Genomic DNA, 21,579 nt, shown 5'->3' on the forward strand with positions numbered 1-21,579 from the left:
CTTTTTTTATGGGTACTATCGATAATCGCTCAAACTATTTGTACTTTTCTAAAGTCAACTAATCAAATAGACCGATTGCACTCAAGAAAACGAGTAAAATCCCAATAGGAGCGATAAATCGCAGAATAAAAATCCAAAGATGACCGATGAATGAGTTTCCGAAGTCAGATTCTTTTATAGCTTCTGATTTGTTCCAGCCCCAACCAACAAATAATGCAATTATTAATCCTCCTAGAGGTAGGAAAATGTTTGAAGCTAGAAAATCCATGTTATCTAAAATACTTCTGTCAAAAAAGGTAAGGTGTGACCATGCCCCAAAACCTAAAGAAGAAGGAATTCCAATTAAAAAGATTAGGGTACCAATTACCATTGCAGTGAACTTACGACTCCAACCAAATCTTCTAATAAAGTAAGCAACTGCAACTTCGAGTAATGAAACAGCTGATGAAAGTCCAGCAGCTGCTAACAAGAAAAAGAAAGCCAAGCCAACTATACCGCCGAAAGCAATACTATCAAATATATCAGGCAATGTGACAAACGCAAGTCCTGCACCATAACCTGGCTCAATTCCGAAGGCGAAAACGGCTGGGAATATCATAATTCCAGCAATAACTGCAAATACCGTATCTAGTGAAGCGACGCTATAGGCAGCACCTGGTAGTTTTTCTTCCTTTGATAAATAGCTACCATAAGTTATAAGTGCACCCATTCCTAAGCTTAACGAGAAAAATGCTTGACCTAAGGCTGCTAAATAAACTTCTGGATCCTTAAAAGCTGACCATTCGGGTGAAAATAAAAAGGCAAGCCCTTCCTTAGCTCCCCCTAGTGTTAAACTATAACCAGCTAAAATAAGTAATAAAATAGCTAACACAGGCATTAAAATTTTATTTGTTTTTTCAATTCCATTTTTTACACCAATTAGTACAACACCGATTGTAAGTACCATGAAAATAAATTGCCAAAAGATTGGGTGTGTTGGATGTGTTATAAAGTTTTCAAAATAGGCACCGTAGCCTTCAGATGGAGCAGACCATAATGTACCTGTTATATAGTTAATAAAATAAAATAATGTCCAACCTGCAATAACACCATAAAAAGAAAGTATAATAAATGAAGATGCGACACCTAAAAAGCCACCGATGAACCAGGGTTTGTTAGGTGCAATCGTTTGAAATGATCCAACTACATCGCTTTGCGCTCTACGACCTATCGTAAATTCTGCCATCATAATTGGAATACCAATTATTAATATACAAAGAAAATAAATGATTAAAAAGGCAGCTCCACCATTTTCTCCAGTTACATAAGAGAACCTCCATATATTCCCTAACCCAACGGCTGAACCCATTGCGGCTAAAATGAAGCCAAGTCTTGATGCCCATTGTTCTCTAGGTTGATTTGTTACGTGATTCCTCAAAAAAATTTCCTCCTTTAAACCATTAAAGATAAAAACAAGTGTTACTAATATAACATAGTATTTAGAAAAATTCGACACTGTTTGACAAAGTACTTATATAATAAGTGCTGTTAAGAACGTTGCAACTTTTCCAACCCTTTAGTTCCTGAAAGGTGTGTGAAATTAACATTTCAACATGGGAGCGAAAATCAACTATCTGCTTTAACATAGCCTAAAATTTAATAGATTATTAATAGGTTGGGAGAAGGCTTTAAAAGGGATAGTGAATGAGGAAAAGTAAGATGAGTTTTTTGATGTTACAAATGATGAAAGGTATTTCTATTCTACTAAATCTTTTTTGCTTCCTATTTAATGGATAAGGTGAACAGCCTGTCATAATGGCGAGTATAAAAACTTATAATTTAAGCCTAAGTATTTGGGATAATTTTATAGTTTGTAAAATTTTATTGTAATATTTTCACAAACTATATATAAATATTTCCATTTTCGAATTTTCATAAAATTTTAAATTTTTATGTTGACATGAACATATGCTCATCTTTATAATCATGATAGCGCTTACAAATTACCAAATTAATGAGGAAAAGGGGGAAAATGCATGGGAGCTATATTGGAGGTTGAAAATGTTTCACTCCAATTTGGTGGCGTTAAAGCATTGAACGATGTTAGCTACCATATAAAAGAAGGTGAGATTTTTTCACTCATAGGCCCTAATGGAGCTGGAAAAACCAGTATGTTAAATTGTATAAGTGGATTATATCGTCCTTCGAATGGTTCAATTCGTTTCAAAGGCCAAGAAATTCTTAATATGAAGCCTTATAAGAGAACGACTTTAGGAATTGCAAGAGCCTTCCAAAATATTGCCCTTTTTGCTCATATGTCAGTACTTGATAATTTAAAGTTAGGTAGACATACTTTAATGAAATCAGGTCTTGTAAAGGGTGGACTTTATTGGGGATCGGCCGAAAAGGAAGAAGTTAAGCACCGAAGAGCTGTAGAAGAGGTAATTGACTTCCTACAATTGCAAGATTACCGACATACACCTGTTGGTACACTATCCTACGGTTTACAAAAAAGAGTTGAAGTAGGAAGAGCACTAGCATTAGAGCCAGAATTAATACTACTTGATGAACCAATGGCAGGAATGAATTCTTCAGAAAAAGAAGATATGTCTAGATTTATCTTAGATATGCATGAATTAAAAAACATGACAGTCGTTTTAATAGAACACGATCTAGGCGTTGTTATGGACTTATCTGACTCAATCGCTGTACTAGATTTTGGAAAACAAATTGGTTTTGGTACACCAGAAGAAATACAAAATAACCCTGAAGTTATTAAAGCTTATATTGGTGAGGAAGCTATTTAAGGAAGGAGGCACTTATAGCTATGTCAATAGATAAAACGTTATCTCATCTTTTAATAGAACGGGGTACAAAGATGGCCAACCAAGTGGCATTAAGGCAAAAAGAACTTGGAATTTGGAATGAAATAACATGGTCTAAGTATTTAGAAAATGTCCGTAGCTTAAGCTTAGGGTTTGCTTCTGAATTAGGTATCGAAAAAGGTGATAAAGTTGCAATTTTAGGTGATAATCGACCACAGTGGCTTTATTCACAGTTGGCAGCGCAAAGCTTAGGTGCAATAGCCGTTGGGATATACCAAGAGGCAACAGGTGATGAATTAATTTATTACTTAAATCATTGTGATGCTAAAGTCGTTGTTGCTGAAGATCAAGAGCAAGTGGATAAGTTACTAGAAATTGAAGAATTAATCCCAAGTGTTCAAAAGATTGTTTATTATAACGATAAGAGTATGAGGAAGTATAGTAATAAAAAACTTCTCTATATTAAAGATTTACAAAAAATTGGAGAAGGATTTGGCGAAAAAGAGCCGAATTTTTTTAAACATAAATCTGAGCAAGTGTCCGGAAATGATGTAGCTATCATCTCGTACACAGCTGGATCAACTGGTGATCCAAAAGGTGTAATGTTAACGCATAGTAATTTGATTTCAACTGCACTTAATCTGGCAGAAGTGGATCCTGTTAATGAAAAAGATGATTATTTATCATTTTTGCCATTGGCTTGGATTGGTGAACAGGTAATGAGTATAACAATGTCGTTATGTAAGGGTGTCTCTATTAATTTTCCTGAACAGCCGACAACTGTACTCACAGACTTAAGAGAAATAGGTCCACATACCATTTTTGCACCACCAAGAACTTATGAAAATATCATTTCTAGATTTAAGTTAAGAATTGATGGAGCTACTTGGTTTAAAAGAAAAGTCTATAACTTCTTTAAACCATATGGTGAGAAAATGGCAGATGCTAAATTAAACAATAAACCAGCCTCTTTATCTACTAAGATTATGTATGGTTTGGGAGACTTTCTAGTATTCAGTGCCATTCGAGATCATCTAGGCTTATCTAGAATTAAGCGGGCTTATAATAATGGTGCTCCATTAGGAGAAGAAGCAATTCATTTCTTTCACTCTCTAGGCGTTAACGTGAAACATTGCTACGGTGCAACAGAAGTTTGTGGTATTTCATTTGTCCAAAGAGATGGAGATATTAATAAAACGAGTGTCGGCTTACCTTTACCACATACGGAAGTGAAAATTTCTGATAACAATGAAGTACTTGTTAAAAGTCCAGGCCAATATGTCGGCTATTACAAAGATTTTCATGAAAGTATCAATGGTTGGGTCTCATTAGGAGATCAAGGTAAGTTAGAAGATGATGGTCATCTCTATATTAAAGATCAGGCTAGTAGTATGTTTACTACTCAGAATGGTGAAACAATTGCACCGAGTTATTTTGAAAACAAATTAAAGTATAGCCGCTTTATTAAAGAGGCACTTGTCTACGGTAAAGATAAACCATATTTAGTGTCTATGATAAACATTGATATGGCAAACGTAGGGCGATGGGCTGAAAAAAACCAAATTGTTTATACAACATTTGCAGACCTATCTACTAAAAAAGAAGTCCTTCAGTTAATTGAAAAAGAAATTGCCAATATTATGAAGGATATTAAAAGTGAAACTCGAATTAAAAAAATAGTCATCTTCAATAAAGAACTTGATGCTGATGAAGGTGAGTTAACACGTACACAAAAAGTCCGGCGAAGCTATCTAGAAGATAAATACGAGTCGCTTCTCGAAGGATTATACTCATCAAATGGCCAAGTAACTCTAACATACAATAACGGTAATCAAAGTGATGTAAATACAAACTTAGAAGTTATTGATTTAGATACGACACAGGAGGTGGCTTAATACATGAGTTTTTTCTTGCAATTACTCATAACGGGTATAGTCGTTGGAAGTATTTATGCATTAGTAGCTTTAGGGTTTGTTCTAATATATAAAGCAAGTGATGCATTGAATTTAGCTAATGGCGAACTCGTCTTAATAGGTTCATATATCTGTCTTACTCTAGTCGCAGTATACAAAATTCCATTTATAATCGCAGTATTAATCACACTAGTGTTCAATGCCCTCCTCGGAATGGCAATTGAACGAGTTGTACTAAGACCTCTAATAAATGCTCCAGTTATCTCAGTCATAATGGCCACTATCGGTTTAGCTAGTTTACTAGGTGGTTTAGTTCATATGATTTGGGGACATCAAACAAAGTCATATCCATCTATCTTCCCAGCAACTCCTATTCAAATAGGAGAAATCATCATCGCTCCAGTATATTTATGGTCTTTCGTGATCGTAATGGTGTTACTAGTCATTTTTACACTCTTCTTCAAATATTCAAAAATGGGTCTTGCAATGCGAGCTGTTGCAGATGATCAAATGGCTGCGCTTTCAATGGGTATTAGCGTAAAGTCTGTATATGCTATTACATGGGGTATTGCCGCAGTAGTTGCCGCAGTTGGTGGTGTTTTATTAGGAAATATTAACGGTGTAAACGCTTCCATGGCAACGATTGGACTTGCGGTTCTGCCAGTTGTAATTTTAGGGGGATTAGATAGTATCCCTGGTGCTATAATAGGAGGCTTTATTATTGGGGTCGTACAAAATTTAGCAGCTGGGTACTTACAACCTATTTTTGGTGGAGGATTAAAAGAAGTAATACCTTTCATTATTGTAACGATTATACTAATGCTTAAACCAAACGGTCTCTTTGGTAAAGGCGGAATAGAAAGGGTGTGAATATATGAGGAATCCATTTGTTGTGGAATGTGGAAACTATAAGACTAGTTATAGTAGAGATATGGAACTGTTCCGTACTCCACAGATGAAATTGAGAATGTTGATTATCGTAATCTTATTATTCTTGTTTCCGCTAGTAGCTTCTAATTATGTTGTTGGTCTTGCTACATTGTGTGCAATAGCAGTCATTGGGGCAATTGGATTAAATATATTAACTGGATTTACTGGCCAAATTTCTGTTGGGGTTGGTGCCTTCTTAGCGGTAGGTGGATACACCTCAGCCATCTTAACTATGACATTAGGGTGGAGCTTTTGGATTGCACTTCCTCTTGCTGGTTTAGTTACAGCTGTTATTGGTGGGCTTTTCGGAATTCCATCATTAAGGCTAAAAGGTTTATATTTAGCAATTGCGACATTAGCTGCTCAAGTAGTCATTCTTTGGATCATTGGTCGTTGGACTAGTCTAACTGGTGGTGGCGCGGGGATGGTATTAAGTCGCCCATCTATTGGTGGATATACTTTTTCTAGTCATAATAGTTATTACTTTCTATGCTTAACAATTGCGGTGCTAACAACTATCTATGCTCTTAATCTATTCCGTACACGTACAGGTCGTGCATTTCTTGCAGTAAGAGACCGGGATGTCGCTGCACAAATAATGGGAATAAACTTGTTTAGCTACAAAGTAATGTCATTTGCAATCTCTTCTTTTATCGTAGGTATCGCAGGTGCACTACTTGCTCACTATACGATGGTAGTTACAGTAGAACTTTATAGTATCGAAGTTTCAATTCAATATTTAGCAATGATATTAGTAGGCGGACTAGGTAGTGTATTTGGAGCAATATTAGGAGCTATTTTTATCACACTACTTCCAGTTGGATTGGGTTACATGGTCGAATTTTTAACCATCTATATGCCAAATGCTTATCACCTTCTTTCATCGTTCCGTGAGTTTGTATTCGGATTAGTAATTATTTTGTTTTTAATCTTTGAACCAGGTGGCTTAGTTCACATTTGGAATAATATAAAAAATTATTTCAGATTATGGCCATTTTCTTATTAAGGTTCAAAATGTATCTAAATACTTAGGGATTACGAAGTCCTACATAAAGGGCCTTCATCCAATATACGATGTATCTAATAAGGGGGAAATTAAATGAAAAAAAGTCATTGGAAAAAAACGATGGCAACTGTTGCAACATCTGTACTAGCATTAGGTTTGCTTGCAGGATGTGGGGGAAATGAAGCATCTAGTGATACATCAAACGACTCAACGGACTCTGGAAAAGTAGTTAAATTAGGAGGGATTTTCGATGAGTCAGGTGCAACTGGAGATGTAGGGGCACCATATGCAGAAGGTGAAAGGGCTTTCTTCGAATACTTAAATTCAAATGGCGGTGTGGATGGCTATAAAATTGATTTTGTTGGTGAGGATTATGCTTATGATACAAGTCGAGCACAACAAGTTTATCAATCATTAAGAGACCGTCATGAAGTTGCAGCTGTTCTAGGATGGGGGACAGCGGATACAGAAGCATTACGTCAACAAATTATTAACGATGAAATTCCATTTTTCTCCGCTTCTTATTCTGAAAATTTAAAAGATACCGGGAATGAAAGTGGGTTTAACTTCCTCGTAGCAGCAAGTTATTCAGATCAAGGTCGTGCGATGCTTGAATGGATTGGCGAAAATCATGAAGGAAGTTCACCAGCAACTGTAGCTCTCGTGTATCATGCTGGTCACCCATTTAGTGAATCACCGATACAAGATATGAAGGACTATGCGGCTGAAAACTTAGCTGGTGTTGTAGAGGTTGTTCCAGATATTCAGATTGAACTTGGTGATACAGATCCACAAACGACATTGCAATCATGGGCAAGAAATAATGAAGCTCCAGATTATGCAATCATTAACTATACTTGGAACCAAACAAGAAATGTTGTTCGTGATGGGAAACAACTTGGATGGGATACACAGTTTATGGGCTTAAACTGGACTGCAGGGGAAGGTTTAGTACCTGAAGGAAGTGATAACCAACAATGGGTTGACGCTTTAGATGGATTTATTGGTGTAGTAACACATGCATTCCCAACTGAAGACCTTCCAGGTATGGCACCAATTGTAGAATACTTAGAGTCAAAAGGTAAAACTGTTGAAGATATTAACCAAAAGTTTGTTCAAGGATGGGCAACAGCTTCAATCATGGCAGAAGCAATAAGAATTGCAATTGCCGAAACTGATGGGGAAGTTACAGGACCAGCTATTCGAGCAGCAATTGAATCTATTGATAACTTTGATCTAGGTGGTTTAGGTGCAAATGTATCATTCGCTCCTGATAATCATGCAGGTACAGACCAAATTCGTTTAGGGCAACTTAAAAACGGTGAGTGGGATATTATTACTGAATACTTTGGTGTTAGTGACATGCGTTAATTAAATGGAAAGAGGGTACTTGCCGCTTAGTACCCTCTCCATAAAAAAGTATTTTAGTAGCTCTATAAGTGTTCCCTATTTTCTGTATTTTAACTAGGCGTGGGCAGTTAGCCAAAGAACGACTAGCTTAGTATTTATTAGTTTCTATGTCTTTATATAGGGAGGGTAAACGATGCTCCGTCTAAACAATATAGAGGTTGTTTATAACAAAATCATATTAGCCATTAAAGGAATGTCACTTGAGGTACCCGATGGGAAGATTGTTGCTCTTTTAGGAAGTAATGGAGCAGGTAAATCTACAACCCTGAAGGCTATTTCAGGGTTATTAAAAAATGAAGGTGGCCAAGTGACCGACGGCTACATAGAATTTGAAGGTGAAAAAATTAGTGGGACTGATCCCGATAGGATTGTAAGAAAAGGAATTTTCCAATGCATTGAAGGTAGGAGAGTTTTTAAACATCTTACAGTAGAAGAAAATTTACTTGCAGGTGCATATACTAGAAAAGACCGAAAAAACATTTCGGAAGATCTAGAGAGAGTTTATCATTACTTTCCAAAGTTAAAAACTCTAAGGAATAGAGCATCTGGGCTTCTGTCAGGTGGGGAACAACAAATGCTTGCTATAGGAAGAGGTATTATGGCAAAGCCCAAAATATTATTGCTTGATGAGCCTTCTCTAGGAATCGCACCACTTCTAGTAAAAGAAATCTTCGAGAATATTAAACAGATCAACAAAGAAGAAGGTACTTCAATTCTAGTAGTTGAACAAAATGCCAATGTTGCCCTTTCGATCTCTGACTTTGGATACATCATGGAAAATGGAAGGATTGTGATGGAAGGTCCTGTAGATCAATTGCTTTCCAACGAAGGAGTTCGCGAGTCCTATTTGGGGATGAACAAAGAAGGAAAGAAAAGTTTCCGTGAGGTTAAATCGTATAAAAAAATTAAACGTTGGGTGTAAATTAGGTATTTTTTTCAGAGAGAGATACTACCTTATTAAGAGGTAATAAATTTAAGAGGTTGATTAATTCTGTTAACTAGTTTAAGCGACTAGCAATCTCTTTTTTTCAAAAAAATTGAACAATCGCTCAGTCGCAAAAATTAAAAAATATATTATTAAATCTTAGGAGGAAGAAAATTATGAACTTTGAATTAACGAAAGAACAACAAATGATCCGTGACATGGTAAGAGACTTTGCACAAAATGAGGTAGCTCCAAAGGCAGAACACGTTGATAAAACAGCTGAATTTCCAATTGAAACGTTCAAAAAGATGGGTGAACTAGGAATGCTTGGTATCCCGTTCCCAGAGCAATATGGTGGATCTGGCGGTGACACGATCTCTTACGCTCTATCTGTTGAGGAAATTGGTCGTGCATGCGGCAGTACAGGATTAAGTTATGCAGCAGCTGTTTCTTTAGGTGCAAGTCCAATTTATTATTTTGGTACTGAAAAGCAAAAACAAGACCACCTAGTTCCACTTGCTTCAGGGCAAGCGTTAGGTTCGTTCGGGTTAACAGAACCAAATGCTGGATCAGATGCTGGCGGTACACAAACACGTGCAGTAATTGAAGGTAATGATTACATTATTAATGGTGAAAAATGCTGGATTACTAATGCTGGATTTGCAAGAACAGTTATTGTAACAGCTGTAACAGGAAAGGATTCAAGAGGTAAGAATATCATTTCTGCAATTATTGTTCCAACAGGTACACCTGGCTTCACAATTAATAGTAACTACGAAAAAATGGGAGTTCGTGGATCAAATACATCAGAATTAGTTCTAGAAGATGTACGTGTTCCAACTGAAAACCTTTTAGGTGACCCTCAAGCAGGATTTAAGCAATTTTTATATACACTTGATGGTGGAAGAATTTCAATTGCTGCATTAGCAGTTGGTATTGCTCAAGGTGCTTTTGATAAAGCATTAGCTTATTCAAAGGAAAGAAAACAATTTGGTCAATCCATCTCCAACTTCCAAGCAATCCAATTTAAACTTGCAGACATGGCTATGGAAATTGAGCTTGCAAGAAATATGGTACTTAAAGCAGCATGGTTAAAAGATCAAGAAAAACCATTTTCTATAGAAGCTGCTTATGCAAAATTGTTTGCGTCTGAAATGGCTACTCGAGTTTGTAATCATGCAATCCAGATTCATGGTGGTTACGGTTACATGCGTGAATATGAAGTGGAAAGAATGTTAAGAGATGCTAAATTAATGGAAATTGGAGAAGGAACTTCTGAAGTACAACGTATGGTTATTGCTCGTAACTTAGGTTGCGGTGAAAAGGCTAGAGTTAAAGCGTAAGTCAAATCATACTAGTTATGTAATTAAAGGAGGAAAACAAATTGGCGGAGTTAATGGATATAACTGTTGGTAGATTGCTAGAAGAGGTAGCAGAAAAACAACCAACTCATGAAGCTGTCGTTTATCCAGATCGGGGATTACGTTATACGTATCAACAGTTTGATGAGTTATGTCGTCAAGTTGCAAAGGGCCTTATGAAGCTTGGCATTGAGCGCGGTCAGAATGTTGCTATATGGTCGACAAATATGCCAGAGTGGCTAACTTCTCAATTTGCAACAGGAAAGATGGGGGCTGTATTAGTTACGGTTAATACGAACTATCGCACCGCTGAGCTTGAATACCTACTGAAACAATCAGATTCTACAACGTTAATTTTAATGGATTCATATCGTGGGGCTTCTTATATCGATATGCTCTATGAAATTATTCCAGAATTGAAGACATCAGAACCAGGAAAATTACAATCTAAAAAACTGCCCCATTTGAAAAATATTGTATTTCTAGGTGATGAACGTAAGCCTGGAATGTATACATGGTCAGATATTCTAGAGATGGGTGACCAAGTTACGGATGCAGAATTAAATGAACGAATGGCTTCACTTGATCCAGACGATGTAATTAATATGCAATATACTTCTGGAACAACGGGGTTCCCAAAAGGAGTAATGCTAACCCATAATAACTTAGTTAACAATGCTATGAATATTGCAGAATGTATGAATTTATCAAATGAAGATCGAATGTGCATCCCAGTTCCATTCTTCCATTGTTTTGGATGCGTCCTTGGTACAATGGCCTGCGTAACTGTTGGTGCGACAATGATACCTATTCAGGAGTTTGATCCAAAACAAGTTCTGCAAGCTGTTCAGGATGAGAAATGTACTGCGTTACATGGTGTACCAACAATGTTTATAGCAGAATTAAATGATAAGGAATTTGAAAGCTATGACTTATCATCCTTGCGTACGGGCATCATGGCAGGCTCAAATTGTCCAATTGAAGTTATGAAGGCTGTAATTGAGCGTATGGGAGCTTCTGAAATTACGATAGCTTATGGACAAACAGAATCCTCACCTGTAATCACTCAAACGCGTGTCCATGATTCGCTAGAGAGACGCGTCGAAACAGTAGGCCGCGCTCTACCAAATGTCGAAGTGAAGATTGTTGAACCTGGGACAGAGAACGAGGTACCTCGAGGAGTTCAAGGTGAGCTTTGTACACGAGGTTACCATGTTATGAAAGGATATTATAAGAATCCTGAAGCGACTGCTGCAGCATTAACGGAAGATGGTTGGCTTCACACAGGTGATTTAGCTGTTATGGACCAAGAAGGGTATTGTCGAATTACGGGTCGTCTCAAAGATATGATTATTCGTGGTGGGGAAAATGTGTACCCGCGTGAAATTGAGGAATTCTTATACCAACATCCAAAAGTGCTAGACGTACAAGTAGTTGGTGTACCAGACCCGAAATTTGGCGAAGAAGTTTCAGCATGGATTGTATTAAAAGAAGGAGAATCTGCTACTTCTGACGAAATACGTAATTATTGCAAAGGAAAAATTTCTCGGTACAAAATTCCACGCTATATCGAGTTCGTTTCAGAATATCCGATGACTGCGTCTGGAAAAATCCAAAAATTCAAACTTCGAGAAGTTGCTATGGAACGATTTAATTTAACCGAGTCTGCAGAAGTTTAACTTTTTGTAAGCGTTATCAGATATTGGAGAACCTTGTCGAAACAACGTTCTCCAATATCCCACTTTATTTAAAAAATATATTAAAGAGGTGAAGTCATTGTTTCAAAAAGTATTAATCGCAAACCGTGGAGAAATTGCATTACGTATTATTCGTACGTGTCAACGTTTAGGAATTAAAACAGTAGCCGTTTATTCTGAAGCAGATGCAGAGTCATTACACGTAAAACATGCAGATGAGGCTTATTTAATTGGAAAACCGAGAGTTAATGAAAGTTATCTAAATTTAGAGGTTATCTTAGAAAAAGCTAAAGAAGCTGGAGTGGATGCTATCCATCCAGGGTATGGCTTACTTTCTGAGAATAGTAACTTCGCAAAGAGATGTAAGGAAGAAGGTATTACATTTATTGGTCCGTCACCTGACGTTATTGCAAGTATGGGAAGTAAAATCGAAGCGAGAAAAGCAATGGAGCAAGCAGGGGTGCCTGTTGTACCAGGAATTACTAGACCATTAGCTGATGCAGATGAAGCTGTACAAATTGCTAATGAAATTGGTTACCCAGTTATGCTAAAAGCCTCCGCTGGTGGTGGTGGTATTGGAATGCAGGTTGTTAGAAGTGATGAAGAAATTCAAAAAGCATTTGAAGGAAATCAGAAACGAGCAACAGACTTTTTCGGTGATGGGGCAATGTATGTTGAAAAGTTTGTTGAAAACCCTCGCCACATCGAAATTCAAATATTAGCTGATCAATCTGGAAATACACTGTACTTATGGGAGAGAGATTGCTCCGTTCAAAGACGACATCAAAAAGTAGTAGAGGAAGCTCCTTCTCCATTTTTAGATGAAGAAACACGTAGGAAAATGGGCGAGGCAGCAGTTCGTGCAGCCAAAGCAATAGGGTATGAAAATGCGGGAACTATTGAGTTTTTAGTAGATGAAGATAAAAACTTTTATTTCCTCGAAATGAATACGAGATTGCAAGTGGAACATCCAGTAACAGAAGAAATCACAGGTCTTGATCTTGTTGAACAGCAACTCAAAATCGCTTTTGGTCAACTGCTTGAATTAAAGCAAGAAGATGTACAAAAACAAGGACATGCGATAGAAGTCAGGATTTATGCTGAAGATCCAAAAACGTTCTTCCCTTCCCCTGGTAAAATTACGGCTTTTCAATTACCAGAACAGCCATTTGTTAGGAATGAATGTGCAGTGAGCGAACACTCAGTTGTTACACCATTCTATGATCCTATGATCGCCAAGTTAATCGTTAAAGGTGAGGATCGAACAGAAGCAATTGAATTCTTACAAGAAGCTTTAAAAAGTTATGTAGTAGAAGGAATTAAAACAAATATTCCTATGCTACAAACAGTTGCAGAACACCCTTCATTTATTGCTGGAGATGTTACAACAAACTTTGTATCTGAAAAACTACAAAATAAACCAATTAAAAAATAATCTTAGGGGGAATTATCATGAGTCAAGTAATTACAAATATGGCAGGTAACCTTTGGAAACTATTAGTTCAAGTTGGAGATCAAGTAGAAGAAGGGCAAGACATTGCGATCCTAGAGTCAATGAAGATGGAAATTCCTGTTGCTGCAGAAGAAAGTGGAACTGTAAAAGAAGTGTTAAAAGAAGAAGGCGATTTCGTTGATGAAGGTGAAGTTCTAATCGTTCTAGAGTAGATGGTACCTTTTAAGGCTGAACATATCTTCAACTTAAAGCTCTACTACTTAAGGGAAAATTATTTTCGTTATCTTTGGCGAAATTAAGTGTTTTCTTAATAAGGAGGAAAATCAGTGAAGTTTCCTAATAACATTACGTTGAAGGAAGTTGGACCACGGGATGGGCTACAAAACGAAAAAGCGTTTATTTCTACTGAAGATAAAGTTGAATGGATAAATATGTTATCTGACACTGGACTTTCTTACATTGAAATTACGTCTTTTGTCCATCCAAAGTGGATTCCAGCACTTGCAGACGCTGTAGATGTAGCTAAACGGATTAATCGTAAACAGGGAGTTACTTATGCAGCCCTAGTTCCTAATGAAAAAGGCTTACAACGGGCTTTTGAAGCTAATATCGATGAAGTATCAGTGTTTATGTCTGCAAGTGAAACACATAATCATAAAAATATTAATAAAACAATTGACGATACATTCAAAGTCCTTCGTCCTGTTGTGCAAGAAGCAAAGGCTAATGGAAAAACCACGAGAGGGTATGTTTCCACAGTCTTTGGATGCCCTTATGAACAAAACGTCTCAATCGAAGATGTAATAAAAGTGTCAGAGCACTTATTTGATATGGGGATTGATGAATTGTCATTAGGGGATACGATTGGGGTTGGAAACCCAGCGCAAGTTCAACGTGTGTTAGATGAACTATTGACTAGGTTTCCAGCAGATCGACTGGCTATGCACTTCCATGACACAAGAGGGACAGCACTAGCCAACATATTAGCTTCTTTAGATATGGGCATTACCAAGTTTGATTCGGCGGTAGCTGGACTTGGAGGTTGTCCTTATGCTCCAGGTGCTTCTGGTAATGTGGCTACTGAAGATTTACTTTATATGCTTAATGCAATGCAGATTAAAACAGGTGTCGAACAAGACCGCCTAATACAAGCAGCACAATGGATTGAAGAAAAAGTAGGTCGAACACTACCGAGTCGAAATTTACAAGTAGCTAAAGCAAGTTGTCAAACTAGAGCTTAATCATAAGGGGGATTTCACATTGGATAAAAAAGTATTGTTGACGATAGACGAGACAGGTGTAGCACACATTACCCTCGATCGTCCAGAAGCAGCTAATGCTCTTTCCCTTCAGATGTTATACGAGTTACACGAAGCAATACAAGAAATTAAATATAATCCTGAAGTACGTTGTGTTGTTATTAAAGCATCAGGTGAGAAAGTCTTTTGTGCAGGTGCTGACTTAAAAGAACGTGCGGGAATGGACCCTGTTCAAGTAAAACGAACAGTGGCACTTATCAGAGGTAATATAAATGATATTGAATCACTCCCGCAACCAGTTATTTGTGCTTTAAATGGAAGTGCCTTTGGCGGCGGACTTGAACTTGCCTTAGCTTGCGATATTCGAATTGCAGCGGATCATATTAAAGTCGGTCTAACAGAAACTTCTTTAGCTATAATTCCAGGGGCTGGTGGGACACAACGTCTCCCAAGGCTTATTGGAAAAGGTAAAGCAAAAGAACTAATCTATACTGCTAGACGAGTAGATGCTTATGAAGCAGAAAAAATTGGCTTGGTTGAGTATGTAGTTCCTCTAGAAAGTATTGACGAGAAAGTTAGTGAAATAACCTCACAAATTACAAAGAATGGTCCTATTGCCTTGCAACAAGCAAAGTATGCCATTGATAGAGGATTAGAAGTAGATTTACAAACAGGATTAGCACTTGAACAAAAAGCATATGAAGTAACGATTCCAACAAAAGACAGGATTGAAGGGTTAACGGCTTTTAAAGAAAAGCGTACACCTAATTACACTGGGGAATAAGGAAACATTTTGAGGAGGCGATCTAGCATGTCATTTGAAAAGGAATTACAGGACCGAATAGAAACGATAAAAAAGGGCGGCGCGGAGAAATACCATCAGAGTAATGCTGAAAAAGGAAAATTATTTGTTCGCGAGAGACTCGAACTTTTATTTGATGAAGGACTGGATATCGAAGATGGATTTTTTGCTAATTGCATGGCTGAAGGACTTCCTGCAGATGGAGTTGTTACAGGAATTGGAAAGATCAACGGTGAGACTGTTTGTGTAATGGCGAATGACTCAACAATTAAAGCAGGCTCTTGGGGTGCAAGAACCGTTGAAAAAATTATTCGCATTCAAGAAACTGCAGAAAAGTTAAATGTCCCAATGCTTTATTTGGTAGACTCTGCAGGAGCTCGTATTACTGACCAAGTTGAAATGTTTCCAGGGCGTCGTGGTGCAGGGAGAATTTTTTATAACCAAGTAAAACTTTCTGGGCGTGTTCCACAAATTTGTTTATTATTTGGACCATCAGCAGCTGGTGGGGCTTATATTCCTGCTTTCTGTGATATCGTGATTATGGTTGACGGAAATGCTTCCATGTATTTAGGCTCACCACGTATGGCCGAAATGGTTATTGGTGAGAAAGTAACTTTAGAAGAAATGGGTGGAGCGAGAATGCACTGCTCAGTTTCTGGTTGTGGTGACATTTTAGCTAAAACTGAACAAGAAGCAATTGAAAAGGCAAGACAATACTTAGCTTACTTCCCTACTAATTTTGGAGAAGATGCACCTGTTAAAGAGCCAGTTGCACCAAAAGCTTTTGATAAAACTTTAGAAGAAATTATTCCTCAAAACCAAAATGCTCCGTTTAATATGATGGATCTTATTAATCGTATTATAGACGAAGGAACATTTTTTGAGATTAAGAAATTATTTGCACAAGAGTTAATTACAGGTTTAGCAAGAATAGATGGAAGACCTGTTGGGATTATTGCTAACCAGCCGAGAATGAAGGGTGGGGTACTATTCCACGATTCCGCTGATAAAGCAGCAAAGTTTATTAACTTATGTGATGCTTATAACATTCCGCTATTATTCTTAGCTGACATCCCTGGATTTATGATTGGTACGAAAGTAGAACGCGCTGGAATCATTCGCCATGGGGCAAAAATGATTTCTGCAATGAGTGAAGCAACTGTACCAAAAATCTCTATCGTTGTGAGAAAAGCATATGGAGCTGGTTTATATGCAATGGCTGGTCCAGCGTTTGAACCTGATTGTTGTTTAGCTCTTCCGAATGCTCAAATCGCCGTAATGGGTCCTGAAGCAGCGGTTAATGCTGTATACGCAAATAAAATTGCCCAACTACCAGAAGAAGAGAGGCCAGATTTTGTTGCTCAAAAACGTGAAGAGTATAAGGAAGATATTGACATTTACCGATTAGCATCAGAAATGGTCATTGATGGGATTGTTCCAGCTAATTCTTTACGTGATGAGTTATCAAAACGTTTTGAAGCGTATATGTCTAAATACGTTGTTTTCACTCACCGTAAGCACCCTGTATATCCAGTGTAAGATAGAAATTGTCTTAAAGTGCCTGGTTCCATTAATGAATTTTTATATTGATGGTGCCTGGCACTTGGCATTTGGTCAGCCGAAAAATCGTTTTTTTAATACAATTCTTTAATTGAATGTAAAAGGAGGATAAAGCATGACTATAGCGTGGAACCCCTCAAAAGAACTAATGGAGTCAACGCGTCTTTATCAATGGATGCAACAGCTAGGATATAGTAATTATGAAGAGTTCTTGAATGCATCTACTAAAGACATTGCTTGGTTTTGGAAGGAAGCAGAACAAGCTCTACAAATCGATTGGTACGAGCCATATAAAGAAACACTATGTCTTGAAGACGGTGTTAAATGGCCAAAGTGGTTTGTTGGAGGAAAGTTAAATACCGCATACAATACGGTTGAAAATTGGGCAGAAAAACAAGAAATGGCTAATACAAACGCAATTGTATGGGAAAGTGAAGATGGAATAGTCCAAACTTATACTTATACACAATTAGCTGAAGCAGTTGCGCGTGTAGCGAATGGATTTAAGCAGCAAGGTATAGAAAAAGGTGATGTTATTGCCATTTATATGCCAATGGTGCCTGAAACAGTTATAGCAATGATGGCAGCGGCTAAGATTGGAGCTATTTATTCCCCTATTTTTTCAGGTTACGGAACAGATGCAGTAGCAACACGTTTAAATGCAGCTGAAGCAAAAATGATTGTAACAGCTGATGGCTTTTTAAGAAGAGGCAAACCTGTTGCTATGAAAGAGGAAGCTGATCGTGCTGTAGAAAAGTCTCCTTCTATAGAAAAGGTAATTGTTTTCAAACGACTGAACCGTGAAATCCCATGGAATGAAACAAGAGATGTTGATTGGAAACAGCTAATAAGCCAAGAGCCTTTGAATGAAACACTTCATATGGATAGCGCAGATCCATTAATGCTTATCTATACATCTGGAACTACAGGACGTCCAAAAGGTGCTGTACATACTCACTCTGGTTTCCCAATTAAAGCAGCGTTTGATGCTGGAATTGGTATGGACGTAAAAAGAGGAGATACTTTATTTTGGTTTACAGACATGGGTTGGATGATGGGACCGTTTTTAGTTTACGGTGGCTTAATGAATGGAGCTACGATCTTATTATACGAGGGAACACCAGATTTCCCTCAACCTGATCGCTTATGGGAAGTTGTTTCCAAGCATCAAGTAACACATTTAGGTATCTCACCAACACTTATCCGTTCGATGATGAAGCATGGTGAGGAGTGGCCACAAAAGCATGATTTAAGTACGTTACGTGTAATCGCATCAACTGGGGAACCTTGGAACCCAGAACCGTGGCTATGGCTATTCGAAAAAGTAGGTCAATCGCAAATTCCTATCTTTAACTACTCTGGAGGCACGGAAATCTCTGGGGGAATATTAGGAAATGTGTTAGTGCGACCTATTGGCCCAATAACTTTTAATTCACCTCTTCCAGGTATGGATGTCGATGTATTTGATGAAGATGGTAACCCTGTCTTAAATCAAGTTGGCGAATTGGTTATCAAACAACCATGGGTTGGGATGACTAAAGGGTTTTGGAAAGAACCAGAGCGTTTTGAAGATGCTTATTGGAGTCGGTGGGAAGATATTTGGGTTCATGGTGATTGGGTAATCAAAGATACTGAAGGGTTTTGGACGATTACAGGACGATCTGATGATATTTTAAATGTTGCCGGAAAACGTTTAGGTCCAGCTGAAATTGAATCGGTTTTAGTGGAACATCCAAATGTTGTTGAAGCTGGTACTATAGGTATACCTGACGAGGTGAAAGGCGAAGCTGCAGTTTGTTTTGCCGTTCTAAATCAACAAGTATCCGAGCCTAATCAATTAAAAGACGAGCTTCTTCAGCTCGTTGCTGAAAAAATGGGTAGAGCCTTAAAACCTAAAGCTATTTATTTTGTCCAGGACTTACCAAAGACTCGAAATGCAAAAGTCATGCGAAGAGCTATTAAGGCAGCATATTTAGATAAAGATGCCGGTGATCTTTCATCACTTGAAAATCCACAAGCACTCACCGAAATTAATAAGTTAGGAAAAGAAGCTTAATTCATCACAATTACATTTTTTTTATATAAAAAGTTACTCTTTATGAGTAGCTTTTTTTGAGTATAAATCAGTAAGATGATAAAAAAGAGACTAAGGATATCATCATATGAATTGCCACTACAACTCCTCAATAAGTTACCTAAATTTACTAATTAACTTAGTACATAGACTTGTCCAAATGAAACATACTATGCTTACAAAGAGGAGGTGAACACACATGCCAACAAACAGAAGCAACAACTCAAATCAACTAGTAGTACCTGGTGTACAACAAGCGCTAGACCAAATGAAGTATGAGATTGCTCAAGAGTTTGGTGTTCAACTTGGTCCTGATGCTACTTCTCGTGCTAACGGTTCAGTAGGTGGAGAAATTACAAAACGCTTAGTTCAAATGGCTGAGCAACAAATGAGTGGTTTTCAACAACAATAATATAAGTGGCTTAAGAAGAGGTGGGTAACCATCTCTTCTTTTTAAGGAGATTAGAAATAGTTTTAGATAATGTTTAGTTCTAGCGCTAGAGTTTTCTTAGTAAGACGATATGGACTTTCGAGGAGCTAATACTATGGACCACATTTGCCCAATTTGTAATGGTTTAGAAGTAATAAGAGCAGCTTGTGATCGATGTGGGTGTACACTAGAGGATAAAGGAAGATTAATGGATTACTTTGATGATTATAGTGCTTACTTAGAAATTGATGGCATGAAGGAATCGAATACAATTTCGAATGATTTACAAAACAATCAATGTCCACACACTCTATCATGCCCCAATTGTGGCACTAACTCAATTATGCTCGTGGGTGAGTGGTAAAAGGAAAGCGGAAGGTCCTAGGTTAAACTTGAATGTCTTGACTTTCCGTTATATTAGGCTAACTCCTTGAGTTAGTCTTTTTAGTTATATAAAAAAATAAAAAGCATATTATTATTAAAGTTGTTCTGTAACACTTTTTTGCGATGGATTAACGGTCTAATGGTTTAAACACCTAACTTGGAACAAGCCTAGATTAAGTGAAAAGTAAACTGTTTTTGTAAATTATTACTATGACAATATAATTATTTAACGACTTCTCCATCTTTGTTATAATAAAAAAATCTTCCAACGACAAAAAACGACAAAGGAGGGGGATGTAATGTCTCTAACCAAAAAAATTCTATTAGGTATGGTATTAGGTATAATTGTTGGTCTTATCTTTAACTTAGTTATTCCTGGTGCTTTTGAAATATCTAAAACCTACGTATTAGACCCTTTAGGTGGATTGTTTATTAACCTAATAAAAATGTTAGTAGTTCCTATCGTGATTCTTTCACTTGTACTTGGTACAGCTGGAATTAGTGACTCTAAAACATTGGGGAGAATTGGAATTAAGACGATTGGATTCTTTTTAATTTCAACATCTATAGCCTTAATTATTGCCATGACTTTGGCTTTTATTTTCCAGCCTGGTTCGGGTGAGTTTCAGTTAGATGGTGCAACTTTTGAAGCGAGTGAAGCTCCTCCAGTAATGGAGACGCTGCTTAATATTGTTCCTGATAATCCGTTTCAATCGATGGTAGAAGGGAATATGCTACAAGTTATTGCATTTTCTATTTTGATTGGCTTTGCTCTATCTAGATTAGGAGAAAAAACAGCAGGAATATTAAAACTTGTTGAACAAGGTAATGAAATTATGATGTACCTAGTTAATATTGTTATGAAATTAGCTCCTTATGGTGCATTTGCTTTAATTGCAATTGCCATTGGTGGCCAAGGGCTTGATGCTATTGCCGCTATGGGTAAATATATGCTCATTGTACTATTGGCATTAATTGTACACCTATTGGTTACTTACGGTTCAGCCATTTCATTACTTGGAAAAATGAACCCAATTCAATTTTTCAAAGGCTTTGCTCCAGCTATGGTTGTTGCTTTTAGTACATCAAGTAGTTCTGCAACTCTCCCTATTTCTATGGAAACAGCGCAAAAGAACTTGAAAGTGAAAAAAAGTGTAAGTGGTTTCGTTCAACCTCTAGGGGCTACCATAAATATGGACGGAACAGCTATAATGCAAGGGGTTGCTACGGTTTTCATTGCACAAATATATGGTATTGAATTAGGGATTGTGGCATTATTAACTGTAATTTTAACTGCTACGCTCGCAAGTATCGGAACAGCTGGAGTGCCAGGAGTAGGTTTAATTATGCTTTCTATGGTATTAACTTCAGTAGGCTTACCTGTTGAAGCCATTGCTCTTGTACTAGGAGTTGATCGATTACTTGATATGTGTCGTACTGCTGTAAATATAACGGGTGATGCAGCATGTGCAGTATTTATATCAAAATCAGAAGAAAAGATTGAAGTGAACAATCAAACAAGCCAAAGTGCATAACATAACGTTCAGTGAAGTAGATTTTAACATACAAAA

Annotated in this window: 18 protein-coding genes; 17 read left to right on the forward strand and 1 reads right to left on the reverse strand. The window is 37.3% G+C overall.

The genetic code is table 11. The features are described 5' to 3' along the window. Positions 1-58 precede the first annotated feature (58 nt). Positions 59-1,417, reverse strand: a complete 1,359-nt coding sequence (locus GKP30_RS10235; RefSeq protein ID WP_268884683.1) for a sodium-dependent transporter — start codon at positions 1,415-1,417, stop codon at positions 59-61. 598 nt (positions 1,418-2,015) lie between these two features. Here GKP30_RS10235 and GKP30_RS10240 point away from each other — a divergent pair. The 17 genes from GKP30_RS10240 to GKP30_RS10320 all read left to right on the forward strand — a co-directional run bounded on the left by GKP30_RS10240 (position 2,016) and on the right by GKP30_RS10320 (position 21,543). Continuing rightward, positions 2,016-2,786 carry an ABC transporter ATP-binding protein gene (locus tag GKP30_RS10240; RefSeq protein WP_216829344.1) on the forward strand — a complete coding sequence of 257 codons (771 nt, stop codon included), beginning with the start codon at positions 2,016-2,018 and terminating at the stop codon, positions 2,784-2,786. Between the two features lie 20 nt (positions 2,787-2,806). Further along, positions 2,807-4,699, forward strand: coding sequence for an AMP-binding protein (locus tag GKP30_RS10245; RefSeq protein WP_216829345.1), 1,893 nt, complete (start codon positions 2,807-2,809; stop codon positions 4,697-4,699). 3 nt (positions 4,700-4,702) lie between these two features. Next, on the forward strand, positions 4,703-5,587 hold the full coding sequence (locus GKP30_RS10250) for a branched-chain amino acid ABC transporter permease (protein WP_216829346.1): 885 nt from the start codon (positions 4,703-4,705) through the stop codon (positions 5,585-5,587). Between the two features lie 4 nt (positions 5,588-5,591). Further along, a complete protein-coding gene (locus GKP30_RS10255) occupies positions 5,592-6,653 on the forward strand; it encodes a branched-chain amino acid ABC transporter permease (protein WP_216829347.1) in 1,062 nt (353 codons plus the stop codon). 93 nt (positions 6,654-6,746) lie between these two features. After that, positions 6,747-8,024: an ABC transporter substrate-binding protein gene (locus tag GKP30_RS10260; RefSeq protein WP_216829348.1), complete on the forward strand. Its 1,278-nt coding sequence runs from the start codon at positions 6,747-6,749 to the stop codon at positions 8,022-8,024. Positions 8,025-8,196: 172 nt separating this feature from the next. Further along, positions 8,197-8,985 (forward strand): ABC transporter ATP-binding protein, encoded by a 789-nt coding sequence (locus GKP30_RS10265; RefSeq protein WP_216829349.1) that lies wholly within the window; start codon positions 8,197-8,199, stop codon positions 8,983-8,985. A gap of 179 nt (positions 8,986-9,164) precedes the next feature. Next, on the forward strand, positions 9,165-10,331 hold the full coding sequence (locus tag GKP30_RS10270) for an acyl-CoA dehydrogenase family protein (RefSeq protein ID WP_216829350.1): 1,167 nt from the start codon (positions 9,165-9,167) through the stop codon (positions 10,329-10,331). Positions 10,332-10,372: 41 nt separating this feature from the next. Then, a complete protein-coding gene (locus tag GKP30_RS10275) occupies positions 10,373-12,028 on the forward strand; it encodes an AMP-binding protein (RefSeq protein ID WP_268884684.1) in 1,656 nt (551 codons plus the stop codon). Positions 12,029-12,125: 97 nt separating this feature from the next. After that, positions 12,126-13,481, forward strand: a complete 1,356-nt coding sequence (accC, locus tag GKP30_RS10280; RefSeq protein ID WP_216829351.1) for an acetyl-CoA carboxylase biotin carboxylase subunit — start codon at positions 12,126-12,128, stop codon at positions 13,479-13,481. Positions 13,482-13,498: 17 nt separating this feature from the next. Then, positions 13,499-13,711 carry an acetyl-CoA carboxylase biotin carboxyl carrier protein subunit gene (locus GKP30_RS10285; protein WP_216829352.1) on the forward strand — a complete coding sequence of 71 codons (213 nt, stop codon included), beginning with the start codon at positions 13,499-13,501 and terminating at the stop codon, positions 13,709-13,711. A 114-nt stretch (positions 13,712-13,825) separates the two neighbouring features. Continuing rightward, a complete protein-coding gene (locus tag GKP30_RS10290) occupies positions 13,826-14,740 on the forward strand; it encodes a hydroxymethylglutaryl-CoA lyase (RefSeq protein ID WP_216829353.1) in 915 nt (304 codons plus the stop codon). Between the two features lie 19 nt (positions 14,741-14,759). Next, positions 14,760-15,542, forward strand: a complete 783-nt coding sequence (locus GKP30_RS10295; protein ID WP_216829354.1) for an enoyl-CoA hydratase — start codon at positions 14,760-14,762, stop codon at positions 15,540-15,542. A 27-nt stretch (positions 15,543-15,569) separates the two neighbouring features. Next, a complete protein-coding gene (locus GKP30_RS10300) occupies positions 15,570-17,099 on the forward strand; it encodes an acyl-CoA carboxylase subunit beta (protein ID WP_216829355.1) in 1,530 nt (509 codons plus the stop codon). A 136-nt stretch (positions 17,100-17,235) separates the two neighbouring features. Further along, a complete protein-coding gene (locus GKP30_RS10305) occupies positions 17,236-19,176 on the forward strand; it encodes an AMP-binding protein (RefSeq protein ID WP_216829356.1) in 1,941 nt (646 codons plus the stop codon). A gap of 217 nt (positions 19,177-19,393) precedes the next feature. Next, the gene (locus GKP30_RS10310) at positions 19,394-19,606 is read left to right on the forward strand and encodes an alpha/beta-type small acid-soluble spore protein (protein ID WP_075387538.1); all 213 of its coding nucleotides are present in this window, start codon (positions 19,394-19,396) and stop codon (positions 19,604-19,606) included. A gap of 133 nt (positions 19,607-19,739) precedes the next feature. After that, a complete protein-coding gene (locus tag GKP30_RS10315; protein WP_216829357.1) occupies positions 19,740-19,988 on the forward strand; it encodes a hypothetical protein in 249 nt (82 codons plus the stop codon). Positions 19,989-20,307: 319 nt separating this feature from the next. Beyond that, complete coding sequence (locus GKP30_RS10320; protein WP_216829358.1) at positions 20,308-21,543, forward strand: dicarboxylate/amino acid:cation symporter; 1,236 nt, start codon at positions 20,308-20,310, stop codon at positions 21,541-21,543. The last annotated feature ends 36 nt before the right edge of the window (positions 21,544-21,579 follow it).

The sequence above is a fragment of the Alkalihalobacterium elongatum genome, from assembly GCF_019024285.1.
GTDB lineage: Bacteria > Bacillota > Bacilli > Bacillales > Bacillaceae_F > Alkalihalobacterium > Alkalihalobacterium elongatum.